Source organism: Escherichia sp. AM3, assembly GCF_032029835.1.
In the GTDB taxonomy this organism is placed as follows: domain Bacteria; phylum Pseudomonadota; class Gammaproteobacteria; order Enterobacterales; family Enterobacteriaceae; genus Escherichia; species Escherichia coli.
Genome location: NZ_JAVUPQ010000022.1, coordinates 1 through 12,851 on the forward strand (window position 1 = coordinate 1; position 12,851 = coordinate 12,851).

The 12,851-nt window shown below is 49.0% G+C and carries 13 protein-coding genes; 6 read left to right on the plus strand and 7 right to left on the minus strand.

Going from position 1 to position 12,851, the window contains the following annotated elements:
• Position 1 precedes the first annotated feature (1 nt).
• A complete protein-coding gene (locus tag RTW80_RS31320; RefSeq protein WP_003032489.1) occupies positions 2–58 on the plus strand; it encodes an IS1 family transposase in 57 nt (18 codons plus the stop codon).
• Between the two features lie 57 nt (positions 59–115).
• Here the strand turns inward: RTW80_RS31320 and RTW80_RS10865 are convergent, their stop codons facing one another.
• The gene (locus RTW80_RS10865) at positions 116–634 is read right to left on the minus strand and encodes a glycine zipper 2TM domain-containing protein (protein WP_001295476.1); all 519 of its coding nucleotides are present in this window, start codon (positions 632–634) and stop codon (positions 116–118) included.
• Positions 635–944: 310 nt separating this feature from the next.
• Positions 945–1,136 carry a YfgG family protein gene (locus RTW80_RS10870; protein ID WP_000076001.1) on the minus strand — a complete coding sequence of 64 codons (192 nt, stop codon included), beginning with the start codon at positions 1,134–1,136 and terminating at the stop codon, positions 945–947.
• 17 nt (positions 1,137–1,153) lie between these two features.
• Here RTW80_RS10870 and RTW80_RS10875 point away from each other — a divergent pair, with 17 nt between their 5' ends.
• Positions 1,154–1,306, plus strand: a complete 153-nt coding sequence (locus RTW80_RS10875) for a hypothetical protein (RefSeq protein ID WP_000017552.1) — start codon at positions 1,154–1,156, stop codon at positions 1,304–1,306.
• A gap of 181 nt (positions 1,307–1,487) precedes the next feature.
• The gene (gene pdeF, locus RTW80_RS10880; RefSeq protein ID WP_032247378.1) at positions 1,488–3,731 is read left to right on the plus strand and encodes a cyclic-guanylate-specific phosphodiesterase PdeF; all 2,244 of its coding nucleotides are present in this window, start codon (positions 1,488–1,490) and stop codon (positions 3,729–3,731) included.
• Positions 3,732–3,769: 38 nt separating this feature from the next.
• Here pdeF and ppx read toward each other — a convergent pair whose 3' ends face one another.
• The 4 genes from ppx to purM form a co-directional block, all read right to left on the minus strand.
• Positions 3,770–5,311 carry an exopolyphosphatase gene (gene ppx, locus RTW80_RS10885; protein ID WP_001121363.1) on the minus strand — a complete coding sequence of 514 codons (1,542 nt, stop codon included), beginning with the start codon at positions 5,309–5,311 and terminating at the stop codon, positions 3,770–3,772.
• Positions 5,312–5,315: 4 nt separating this feature from the next.
• The gene (gene ppk1 / locus RTW80_RS10890) at positions 5,316–7,382 is read right to left on the minus strand and encodes a polyphosphate kinase 1 (RefSeq protein WP_000529576.1); all 2,067 of its coding nucleotides are present in this window, start codon (positions 7,380–7,382) and stop codon (positions 5,316–5,318) included.
• 169 nt (positions 7,383–7,551) lie between these two features.
• A complete protein-coding gene (gene purN, locus RTW80_RS10895) occupies positions 7,552–8,190 on the minus strand; it encodes a phosphoribosylglycinamide formyltransferase (RefSeq protein ID WP_001028630.1) in 639 nt (212 codons plus the stop codon).
• Entirely contained in the window at positions 8,190–9,227 is a 1,038-nt protein-coding gene (gene purM / locus RTW80_RS10900; RefSeq protein WP_001295474.1) for a phosphoribosylformylglycinamidine cyclo-ligase, read from the minus strand. Before purM ends, purN begins: the two co-directional genes overlap by 1 nt.
• Positions 9,228–9,551: 324 nt before the next feature.
• Between purM and upp the strand changes: the two genes are divergently transcribed.
• The 3 genes from upp (at position 9,552) to RTW80_RS10915 (ending at position 12,349) form a co-directional block, all read left to right on the plus strand.
• Positions 9,552–10,178 carry a uracil phosphoribosyltransferase gene (upp, locus tag RTW80_RS10905; protein ID WP_001295473.1) on the plus strand — a complete coding sequence of 209 codons (627 nt, stop codon included), beginning with the start codon at positions 9,552–9,554 and terminating at the stop codon, positions 10,176–10,178.
• An 85-nt stretch (positions 10,179–10,263) separates the two neighbouring features.
• Positions 10,264–11,553 (plus strand): uracil permease, encoded by a 1,290-nt coding sequence (uraA, locus tag RTW80_RS10910; RefSeq protein ID WP_000198328.1) that lies wholly within the window; start codon positions 10,264–10,266, stop codon positions 11,551–11,553.
• 94 nt (positions 11,554–11,647) lie between these two features.
• The gene (locus RTW80_RS10915) at positions 11,648–12,349 is read left to right on the plus strand and encodes a DnaA inactivator Hda (protein WP_001307333.1); all 702 of its coding nucleotides are present in this window, start codon (positions 11,648–11,650) and stop codon (positions 12,347–12,349) included.
• 137 nt (positions 12,350–12,486) lie between these two features.
• On the opposite strand, the gene arsC is transcribed toward RTW80_RS10915, so the two are convergent.
• Positions 12,487–12,846: an arsenate reductase (glutaredoxin) gene (arsC, locus tag RTW80_RS10920; RefSeq protein ID WP_000166449.1), complete on the minus strand. Its 360-nt coding sequence runs from the start codon at positions 12,844–12,846 to the stop codon at positions 12,487–12,489.
• Positions 12,847–12,851: the final 5 nt, after the last annotated feature.

Genomic DNA, 12,851 nt, shown 5'->3' on the forward strand with positions numbered 1-12,851 from the left:
GGTGGAGCTGCATGACAAAGTCATCGGGCATTATCTGAACATAAAACACTATCAATAAGTTGGAGTCATTACCGATGGCGCAAAGAAAAACTTTCTTCATGACTCCTCCTGATTATTAGCTCTTTTCAGGACATTTGGTATTTGGCTGAATACGCGTTTCGTTATACGTCGTGGTAATAACAACGGCTAAACCTGTCGTAAACTGGCACTCTTTACCCACCTGGGTAGAGGTATACACTTTGGTGCCTTCCTTATAGGTTAAAGAAACACCTTCCACTAAGGTTTTATCATTCACCATAGAACCCGCTGCCGCGCCTACAGCTCCGCCGCCAACTGCACCTGCCGTCGTTCCGGAATTGCTGCCAGACCCGACGTTGTGGCCGATAACACCGCCAGCGACTGCGCCAATAAGCGCGCCGAAGGCTTGTGCGTTCCGTTTATTTTGGGAGTTGTCTACGGCAACTTTTGCGGGAAGAATGGAAATAATATTAACGGTTTTAGTTTCTTGTTTGGTATTCAGTTGATCGGTTTGATAAACATCGGCAGCATGATCGTCAGCATTTGACTGGCATCCTGCCAGAGTGAATGACGCTAACATTGCCACAGGCAGAAGACATTTTTTAAATTTCATCACTATTCCTTGTTATACACATTACGAAAAATAAGACATTTAAGATCATCAAAAGAGGAAAGTAAATGTATTGCGTATAAAGGGATAGATTAAATTTATTAAAATTCACGCAGGGGATAATTTATAAAAATATATCATTACAACATATATATTAATTTTATATTTATTTCGCAGCCAAACAGGATAAACATCAGTCAGGATAAAGACGTAAAATTTAAGATGAAAGAATATCTGCCGCTTTGATAATCCCAAACAGCAAAAGCATCCGACAGCGAAGTGCCGTTATGTTCTGTGAAAGTGGAGAAGGTAACCGCTAACGTTGTACCGGTGATTCGACGGAGAGTGTGGATTGCTGAGCTTCTTTTTTGCTCTGATGGTGCTGCCAGGCACCGACGGACGAGTAGATAAAACGGCCAAAGAAGAAGATAAAGCTGATGAGCAGTACGATACGGGTCATGCGACTGTTAAATCGGTGTCGTTTTCGCATACTGGTTGCCTGACTCACAAAAGGTTCCTTGAAGTATGTCCCACGCTGTGGACGGTACTTACATTAAGGCACAACAGGACAAAATGGTCAATTCTTCGTTATGTAAAAAAGCGTCAGTGGATACATATTTTAATGTTATGGAAGTTAATTTAATTATTTACAATGATGATGTAATAATGATGAATTAACATGATAAACGTAATAATTCATTAATCAGGGTTATTTTGTTTGATATATATCAATTGGTACTTTCATATGACACTTAGAATCAATGCTCTCTATAGTGATGAATAATCATCATTCGAAGTCAGGTGGGATGCCTGTCTGAATACACCTCCTTCAGGATGTGGAGGATTCTGCTGAGCATCTATGAAACTGAATGCAACTTATATAAAAATACGTGATAAATGGTGGGGGCTTCCGCTGTTCCTGCCTTCTTTAATCTTGCCCATTTTCGCCCACATTAATACTTTCGCGCATATTTCTTCCGGTGAGGTTTTTCTCTTTTATCTGCCTCTGGCACTGATGATCAGCATGATGATGTTTTTCAGCTGGGCGGCATTGCCAGGGATCGCCTTAGGGATTTTTGTCCGCAAATATGCAGAGCTGGGTTTTTACGAAACGCTATCATTAACGGCTAATTTTATTATCATTATCATTCTCTGTTGGGGCGGTTACAGGGTCTTTACTCCCCGGCGTAACAACGTTTCACATGGTGATACCCGTTTAATTTCCCAGCGTATATTCTGGCAGATTGTGTTTCCTGCAACGCTGTTTCTGATACTTTTCCAGTTTGCTGCATTTGTAGGATTACTGGCGAGCAGAGAAAATCTGGTCGGTGTCATGCCTTTTAACCTCGGGACTTTAATCAATTATCAGGCCTTACTGGTGGGTAATCTGATCGGTGTCCCGCTGTGCTACTTCATCATTCGGGTAGTGCGAAATCCATTTTATTTACGTAGCTATTATTCGCAATTAAAACAGCAGGTTGATGCCAAAGTCACCAAAAAAGAGTTCGCGCTCTGGCTACTGGCATTAGGTGCTTTATTGTTGCTGTTATGCATGCCGTTAAATGAAAAAAGCACAATTTTTAGCACCAATTATACCTTGTCATTATTGCTGCCCCTGATGATGTGGGGAGCGATGCGCTATGGTTATAAGCTGATTTCGCTGCTCTGGGCGGTCGTGTTGATGATCAGCATCCACAGCTATCAAAATTACATTCCCATTTATCCTGGCTATACCACGCAGCTGACCATAACCTCCTCCAGTTATCTGGTATTCTCTTTTATTGTCAATTATATGGCTGTACTGGCAACCCGTCAGAGAGCGGTAGTCAGACGCATTCAGCGGCTTGCGTATGTGGACCCGGTGGTTCATCTGCCAAATGTTCGCGCCCTGAATCGCGCGTTGCGTGATGCCCCCTGGTCTGCGCTTTGTTATTTACGCATCCCTGGCATGGAAATGCTGGTTAAGAACTATGGCATCATGCTGCGGATTCAATACAAGCAAAAACTTTCTCACTGGCTGTCACCCTTGCTGGAACCGGGTGAAGATGTTTATCAGCTTTCGGGTAACGATCTCGCGCTGCGACTGAATACAGAATCGCACCAGGAGCGCATTACCGCACTGGATAGCCATCTCAAGCAATTTCGTTTCTTTTGGGATGGCATGCCGATGCAACCGCAGATTGGCGTCAGTTACTGCTATGTGCGCTCGCCAGTGAATCATATCTACCTGCTGCTGGGAGAGCTAAATACGGTCGCCGAACTTTCCATCGTGACCAACGCCCCGGAAAATATGCAGCGTCGCGGGGCAATGTATTTGCAACGCGAATTGAAAGATAAAGTCGCGATGATGAATCGACTACAGCAGGCGCTGGAACACAACCATTTTTTCCTGATGGCCCAGCCGATTACCGGTATGCGTGGTGATGTTTACCATGAAATTCTTCTGCGCATGAAAGGTGAGAATGATGAACTGATCAGCCCCGATAGCTTCTTGCCGGTCGCGCACGAATTTGGTTTATCGTCGAGTATCGACATGTGGGTCATTGAGCATACGCTGCAATTTATGGCTGAAAACAGAGCGAAGATGCCCGCTCACCGTTTTGCTATTAATCTGTCTCCAACCTCGGTATGTCAGGCTCGTTTTCCTGTTGAAGTCAGTCAGTTGCTGGCTAAATATCAGATTGAAGCGTGGCAACTTATTTTTGAAGTCACCGAAAGTAATGCTCTGACCAATGTTAAGCAGGCGCAAATCACCTTGCGGCATCTTCAGGAATTAGGCTGCCAGATTGCGATTGATGATTTCGGCACCGGCTACGCCAGCTATGCACGGCTTAAAAATGTGAATGCCGATCTGCTTAAAATTGACGGCAGCTTTATCCGCAATATTGTGTCAAATAGTCTGGATTATCAGATAGTGGCGTCGATTTGCCACCTGGCGCGAATGAAGAAAATGCGGGTAGTGGCAGAGTACGTTGAAAACGAAGAGATCCGCGAGGCGGTGCTCTCTTTGGGGATCGATTATATGCAGGGTTATCTTATTGGTAAGCCGCAGCCGTTAATTGATACGCTGAATGAAATCGAACCCATTCGCGAAAGTGCCTGAATAATGCGGGCCGACATTTCTCGTCGGCCCGCAAAGCATTAAGCGGCGATTTCAGGTGTACTTTCTTCTTCAATTTTCAACCGCCAGCCAGCCACGCCTTCCCAGTATTCTTGCTCCTTTTCCAGATCAAGCAGTACCAGCGCATTCTGACTAAACCAGTCATGCGGGAAACGCAGTGTCCAGTGACTGTCATCAGTAATCAGTGTCAATGTTGGCGGTGTGGTGGTTGCCTGACGTTGATTGTTTAGTAATACGCCAAGGCGCAATAGCTGTATCAGTGGCAGGAACTGTTTCTTCTTAAACAAGGTAAAGCGCGGCAGATCGTCGAGCTTAATCGCTTTACGGTGATAGCGCACCAGTGTCGCCATCATCAGCTGCTGTTCCTGATTAAAACCCGGCAAGTCACTGTTTTGCAGAATATAAGCGGAGTGGCGATGCAAACCGCTGTGGTTGATATTCAACCCGACCTCATGCAGCATGGCGGCCCATCGCAGTAGCGCCTCCAGTTGCGGATGCGCCAGCTTCGGTTGCTGTTCCCGCCACTGTTCGTACATTTGCATAGTGGTATCCAGCACCCGTCGGGCCTGCTCGCTGTCGATGTGATACTGGTTGGCGAGGCTGCTGGCGGTGCGACTACGCACATCCTGATGACGGAAACGTCCTTCCATTTCATACAGTACGCCTTCGCGTAACGCCCCGTCAGAAAGGCGCAGTTCACGGATGGCTAAAGCATCAAACACACCGCATAAAATCGCCAGTCCAGGAACGAAGACTGTTTTCCGCTCTTCGGAAAGACCCGGTAAACTCAGCGATGCGAAATTACGGTGACGTAAAACTTCTTTTACCAGTTTTTCCAGACGTTCCGGGGTAATTATCCCGTCTTTCTCGCCCATTTCCATTAACACTTCATGGGCGGCTTTTATGGTACCGGAAGCGCCCATTGCCACGTTCCAGCCCTGAATACGGAATTGCCAGGTTAAAGTTTCCAGTTTTTGTGCTGCCGCCATACGAGCGCGCTGAAAATTCTCTTTATTGATGACCCCGCCAGGGAAGTAAAGCTGGGCAAAGCTGACACAACCCATCCGGCGGCTTTCAACGAGAATCGGTTCGAAATTTTCACCAATCACCAGTTCCGTAGATCCGCCGCCAATATCAATAACCAGTTTGCGACCTTTCTCCGGTTGGGTATGTTCCACGCCCATAAAAATCAGACGGGCTTCTTCATTACCGGAAATAATTTCAATCGGGTAGGGAATGACCTTTTCCGCGCGTTTCAGAAAGTCAGTGGCGTTCAGCGCCTGACGCAGCGTATGGGTGCCGACTATACAGACGCTGGCAGGAGAAAACCCTTGTAGCCGTTCGGCAAACAGCGACAGACAGTTCAAACCGCGCGTCATTGCCTCTTCACTCAACATATTATCTGGCCCCAGGCCGTCCGCCAGATGCACCCGCTGTTTCAGGCGGCCAATAATCTGCATGGCACCATCTACCACACGGGCTATGACCATGTGAAAACTGTTTGAACCAAGATCGACCGCAGCAAACTCCTGCGGACGAGGGGATTTATCGTGTATTGGCATAGGGTTATTCAGGTTGTTCGAGTGATTTGATGTAGTCGTAAATCGCCAACTGCGCCCGTACTTTGCGGCGATTGCCGCGGGGAACGTAGCGATTACTGAGTTCTTTATCGATATAACGTGCTTTGACCGTATCGCTGAACAATATGTCGATGATGTCCAGCACCCGCTGCTTCAGGCGCGGATCGAGCAGCGGTGTCGCCACTTCAATACGATAATCAATATTGCGCGTCATCCAGTCGGCGGAAGAAAGGTAGACCTTTTTATCGCCGCCATTTTCAAAAATATAAACCCGGTCATGTTCAAGGTAACGGTCAACAATACTGATGGCACGAATGTTGTCGCTAATGCCTTCCAGATTGGGGATCAGCGAACACATTCCGCGAACCAGCAGATTAACCGGTACGCCGGAGCTGGAGGCCGCATACAGACGATCAACCAGGCCTTTATCGACAAGGTTATTTAGCTTCAGGGTGATACCACTGGGCAGCCCTTGCTGCGCGTTGGCGATTTCGCGGTCTACCATTTCATATAACAGACGGCGAGAGTTTTGCGGTGACACCATTAAATAATCAAATGTCACTGGGCGGTATGGGTTTTCAATAAAGTTAAATACCCGCCGTACTTCGTTGGTGATACGCGCATCTGCGGTCAGCAACGAATAGTCAGTATAAAGACGCGCGGTTTTTTCGTTAAAGTTCCCGGTCCCGATGTGTGCGTAACGGACCACTTCACCGTTTTCTTTACGTGAAATCAGGAACAGTTTGGCGTGAATTTTCAGCCCCGGCGCAGAGAAGATAACGTGCACGCCTGCTTCGGTCAGGCGCTTCGCCCAGTGAATGTTGGCTTCTTCGTCGAAACGCGCCTGTAACTCAACCACCACAGTGACTTTCTTACCGTTATGTGCGGCGTGGATCATCGAGTCGATGATGCGTGAATCTTTCGCCACGCGGTAAATGTTAATTTTAATCGCCAGTACGCTCGGGTCGAACGAAGCCTGACGCAGCAGTTCCAGCACATGCTCAAAGGTGTGATAAGGATAATAGAGCAACACATCGCGTTCGCGAATGGCATCAAAACCATTGCGGAACTGGGCTTTATCAAACCAAATGTGGCGTAAACGCGGCAGTGGTTTGTTCACCAGATTGGCTTTGCCGACATTGGGGAAATTAATAAAGTCTTTAAAATTATGATAACGACCGCCGGGGACGATGGAGTCGTAGCGGGAAATAGTCAGTTTTTCGCGTAACACTTCAACCAGCGCATTGGGCATATCGCGCTGATAAACAAAACGCACCGGCTCAGCAGTTAAACGCTGCTTGAGACTGGAAGACATCAACTCCATCAGGCTGGCTTCCATCTCATGCACTAAATCGTATTCGGCATCGCGGGTCATCTTCATTGAATAGGCATTCAGCGCGTCATAATCAAAGAAGCCTTTGAAAATATCATCAAGGCAGTAACGCAGAATGTTATCCAGAAGAATCATCGGTTTGCGTCGACGCGGCGCTTCTGGCGGTAAATTCACAAAGCGCGGCACTTTATCTGATGGGATCTCCAGCAGCGCGTAACGGATGGTATCACCACGGATAATTTCCACCGCCAGATAGGTGTAATCATCCTTCAGGAACTGCACTAAGTCAGTGTCAGGATTGATTAAAATCGGCGTAATGTGCTGACGCAGATACTGCTTAAAATAATGACGAAGCCAGTTTTGTTGATTGACGGAGAGCTGGCGTTCATTTATCAGGAAGATCTGGTTACGCGCCATCTCCAGCAGCAGCTCGTTGTAGAGGCCGTCGAATTCCTGATCGGCTTTCAGCACCCGGGACTGAATTTTGCCCAGTAAATGGCGGGAATGAGAGTTGGAGCCTTGTTCTTCGCTAATAATGATGCGTCGCTTCAGTTCAGCGAAGCGGACTTTATAGAACTCATCAAGGTTATTGGAATAGATCCCCAGGAAACGCATCCTTTCAATCAGCGGGTTAGATTTGTCCGCCGCTTCCTGAAGCACGCGTTCATTGAACGATAACCAACTGAGCTCTTTTTCGATGTATAGCTTTTCCTGACCCATTACCACTTTTACTCCGTTTTATTCACGGGACACTGCCTGGATATTATGGCGAGCAATATTGGCAGATGTCCAACTATGCCAGAAAAGGGGAAAAAAACTGCTGGAGCTTGCGATTTACAGGTGAATTGAAAAACGCCAGCGGCAGAGCTGGCGCTTTAACTACGGGGCATTACTCGTCGGCAGCGTAGCCCTGCGGCGGCAGACGTTGACCATCCAGCCACGCGGCGTTTTCGTGCATTTTCAGACGACCATCGGCAAACCAGCTAATCACCAGTGGATAAATAGCGTGTTCCTGGGTTTGCACGCGGGCGGTGATGTCATCTTCCGTATCACCAGCAAATACCGGGACTTTCGCCTGTAAAATAACCGGGCCACCGTCCAGTTCATCGGTGACGAAATGCACCGATGTACCGTGCTCTTCATCACCATTTTCCAGCGCCTGACGATGGGTGTGTAATCCGGGATATTTCGGCAGCAGAGAAGGGTGAATGTTCAGCAAACGCCCGGCATAGTGGGAGACAAACGCCGGGCTGAGAATGCGCATAAAACCAGCCAGCACGACCACATCGGGTGCGTACATGTCGATTTCATGAATCAACTCCCGGTCATAGGCTTCACGACTGTCAAACGCGCTGGCGATGAGCGTATGCGTTGCAATACCCGCCTGGCGGGCGCGTTCAAGGCCGAACGCGTCGGCCTTATTGCTGAAAACTGCCCGTACGGTGCCTTTAACTTTGTTAGTTTTACAGGCGTCAATAATTGCCTGTAAATTACTTCCGTTGCCGGAAATAAGCACCACAATATTCATTATTCGATAACCACGCGTTGTTCGGAATCAGAGGCTTTGATGATACCGATTTTCCACGCGTTTTCACCGTTGGCGTTTAGCAGGGCGAGGGCTTTGTCCACTTCCGGAGCAGGCAGGGCGATAATCATCCCGACGCCGCAGTTGAAGGTGCGATACATTTCATGGCGCTCAACGTTACCTGCCGTTTGCAGCCAGTTGAACACTTCCGGCCACTGCCAGGAAGATTCATCAATCACTGCCTGAGTATTATCTGGCAATACGCGTGGAATGTTTTCCCAGAAGCCGCCGCCGGTCAGGTGCGCAATGGCATGCACATCGACCTTTTCAATCAACTCCAGCACTGACTTCACGTAAATGCGGGTCGGTGCCAGCAGATGATCGGCTAATGGCTTACCATCAAGTTCGGTGGTTTGCGGATCACAACCGCTGACTTCAAGAATTTTGCGCACCAGCGAATAGCCGTTCGAGTGCGGACCGCTGGAACCGAGTGCAATCAGCACATCGCCGTCGCTGACTTTAGAGCCGTCGATGATTTCTGATTTTTCTACCACGCCAACGCAGAAACCCGCGACATCGTAATCCTCACCGTGATACATCCCCGGCATTTCTGCCGTTTCGCCACCCACCAGTGAACAGCCCGATTGCAGACATCCTTCCGCGATACCGCTGATCACCGCTGAAGCGGTATCAACATCCAGTTTTCCGGTTGCGTAATAGTCGAGGAAAAACAGCGGCTCTGCACCTTGCACCACCAGGTCATTAACGCACATGGCGACCAGATCAATACCAATGGTGTCGTGACGTTTTAAGTCCATTGCCAGACGCAGCTTGGTACCTACGCCGTCAGTGCCGGAAACCAGCACGGGTTCACGATATTTTTGCGGCAATGCACACAGCGCACCGAAGCCGCCCAGACCGCCCATCACTTCCGGGCGACGCGTTTTCTTCACTACGCCTTTGATTCTTCCAACCAGAGCATTACCCGCGTCAATATCAACACCGGCATCTTTGTAGCTAAGAGAGGTTTTATCGGTCACTGCTTGGGTCCCCACGCGTTACTTGCGGTAGAAAAATAAAATTCGGCGCAATTCTAACAGGGAAAGCAAACGTTTGCGAGACTGCTTTACACAACCTTTTTGCACGTCTTTTGCCCAGGCGCGCGGCGAAAGAAGACTTGTACCAGGGTAAAGGTTAGTTTTCGGATGGAATAATCTTCTTTCATAACCATTTGAATATAAAATAACTTTATCTCAAACCGTTATCATTTTGACTAAAGTCAACGAAAAGAATATTGCCGCCTTGAAGAAAGGAGGTATAATCCGTCGATTTTTTTTGTGGCTGCCCCTCAAAGGAGAAAGAGTATGAAGATCGTGGAAGTCAAACACCCACTCGTCAAACACAAGCTGGGACTGATGCGTGAGCAAGATATCAGCACCAAGCGCTTTCGCGAACTCGCTTCCGAAGTGGGTAGCCTGCTGACTTACGAAGCGACCGCCGACCTCGAAACGGAAAAAGTAACTATCGAAGGCTGGAACGGCCCGGTAGAAATCGACCAGATCAAAGGTAAGAAAATTACCGTTGTGCCAATTCTGCGTGCGGGTCTTGGTATGATGGACGGTGTGCTGGAAAACGTTCCGAGCGCGCGCATCAGCGTTGTCGGTATGTACCGTAATGAAGAAACGCTGGAGCCGGTACCGTACTTCCAGAAACTGGTTTCTAACATCGATGAGCGTATGGCGCTGATCGTTGACCCAATGCTGGCAACCGGTGGTTCCGTTATCGCGACCATCGACCTGCTGAAAAAAGCGGGCTGCAGCAGCATCAAAGTTCTGGTGCTGGTCGCTGCGCCAGAAGGTATCGCTGCGCTGGAAAAAGCGCACCCGGACGTCGAACTGTATACCGCATCGATTGATCAGGGACTGAACGAGCACGGATACATTATTCCGGGCCTCGGCGATGCCGGTGACAAAATCTTTGGTACGAAATAAAGAATAAAAATAATTAAAGCCGACTTTAAGAGTCGGCTTTTTTTTGAGTAAAGCGCCTATAACACATAATACAGAGGATAATACTATGACGCGCCGTGCTATCGGGGTGAGTGAAAGACCGCCACTTTTACAGACAATCCCGCTTAGTTTGCAACATTTGTTCGCCATGTTTGGTGCAACCGTCCTGGTGCCCGTCTTATTTCATATTAACCCGGCGACTGTACTGTTATTTAACGGTATTGGAACGCTGCTGTATCTCTTCATCTGTAAAGGGAAAATTCCGGCTTATCTTGGTTCCAGCTTTGCCTTTATTTCACCGGTATTGTTACTGTTGCCGTTAGGGTATGAAGTCGCGCTGGGCGGCTTTATTATGTGCGGCGTGCTGTTCTGCCTGGTTTCTTTTATCGTGAAGAAAGCGGGGACCGGCTGGCTGGACGTGCTGTTTCCACCTGCGGCAATGGGCGCAATCGTTGCCGTCATCGGTCTGGAGCTGGCGGGCGTAGCTGCCGGTATGGCGGGTTTACTCCCGGCTGAAGGGCAAACGCCAGACTCCAAAACCATCATCATCTCTATTACCACCCTGGCGGTCACGGTTTTAGGTTCCGTGCTGTTCCGTGGTTTCCTGGCAATTATCCCGATTTTAATTGGCGTGCTGGTGGGGTACGCGCTCTCTTTCGCAATGGGAATTGTCGATACCACGCCGATTATTAATGCTCACTGGTTTGCGCTGCCAACCCTCTATACGCCGCGCTTCGAGTGGTTTGCCATTCTGACTATTCTGCCAGCGGCGTTAGTGGTTATTGCCGAACACGTAGGGCACCTGGTAGTAACGGCTAATATCGTCAAAAAAGATCTGCTGCGCGATCCAGGTCTGCACCGTTCGATGTTTGCTAACGGCCTGTCGACTGTGATCTCCGGCTTCTTTGGCTCTACGCCAAATACTACTTACGGAGAAAACATTGGCGTGATGGCGATCACCCGTGTTTACAGTACTTGGGTTATCGGCGGGGCGGCGATTTTCGCTATCCTGCTTTCCTGCGTCGGTAAACTGGCTGCCGCTATCCAGATGATCCCATTGCCGGTGATGGGCGGCGTTTCGCTGCTGCTTTATGGTGTCATCGGTGCTTCCGGTATTCGTGTTTTGATCGAATCGAAAGTGGATTACAACAAAGCACAGAACCTGATCCTGACTTCCGTGATTTTGATCATCGGCGTCAGTGGCGCGAAGGTAAACATCGGCGCGGCGGAGTTGAAAGGTATGGCGCTGGCGACCATCGTCGGTATCGGCTTAAGTTTGATCTTCAAACTGATCAGTGTGCTGCGCCCTGAAGAAGTGGTGCTGGACGCAGAAGACGCGGATATAACAGACAAATAATGTACCGACCGGGCAGTGTTGCTGCCCGGTTCAAACATCATGGGATTCTGTGGTAAACTTCTCGCGATTTTGTGAAATCCTGGTTGAGGTATCTCTGAACACACCGGCACAGCTCTCTTTGCCACTTTATCTTCCTGACGACGAAACCTTTGCAAGTTTCTGGCCGGGGGATAACTCCTCTTTACTGGCCGCGCTGCAAAACGTGCTGCGTCAGGAACATAGCGGTTACATCTATCTCTGGGCACGCGAAGGCGCGGGGCGCAGCCATCTGCTGCACGCGGCTTGCGCGGAATTGTCGCAGCGTGGCGATGCGGTGGGCTATGTCCCGCTGGATAAACGCACCTGGTTTGTTCCGGAAGTGCTCGACGGTATGGAGCATTTGTCGCTGGTCTGTATCGACAACATTGAGTGTATTGCAGGCGATGAGTTGTGGGAGATGGCGATTTTCGATCTCTACAATCGAATTCTGGAATCGGGCAAAACACGATTGTTGATCACCGGCGATCGTCCACCGCGGCAGTTGAATCTGGGATTACCGGATCTCGCGTCGCGACTCGACTGGGGGCAGATCTACAAATTGCAGCCACTTTCTGATGAAGATAAGTTGCAGGCGCTACAGTTACGCGCGCGTTTGCGTGGTTTTGAACTGCCGGAAGATGTGGGGCGTTTCTTGCTGAAGCGGCTCGACAGAGAAATGCGCACGCTATTTATGACGTTGGATCAGTTGGATCGTGCGTCGATTACCGCGCAACGTAAGCTGACCATTCCGTTTGTGAAAGAAATTCTGAAGTTGTAGATAAGGTGTTTATTGTCGGATGCGGCGCGAACGCCTTATCCGAACTACGCGAAGTTAATCCATAGTATTCGTAGGCCGGATAAGACGTGGCAAGCGTCGCATCCGGCAATGTGCTTCAACTAGCGATGGAGCACATCTTAACCCACGATTTCCAGTACCTGCTCCGGTGGACGACCAATCCGCGCTTTGCCATTCGCGACCACAATCGGGCGCTCCATTAGCTTCGGATTATCCACCATTGCCTGAATCAGCGCCTCTTCGCTAAGCGAACTGTCAGCCAGGTTCAGTTCTTTATAAAGATCCTCTTTCTGGCGCATCAATTCACGGGCGCTATTCATCCCCAGCATTTTCAGCAAATCGCGCAGCGTTGCCGCATCGGCGGGTGTCTCAAGGTAGAGTACCACTTCTGGCTCCACGCCGTTTTCTTTCAGCAGGTTCAGCGTTTCCCGGCTCTTTGAACAGCGTGGGTTATGGTAGATTTTTACCTGTTTGGTCATTGTTC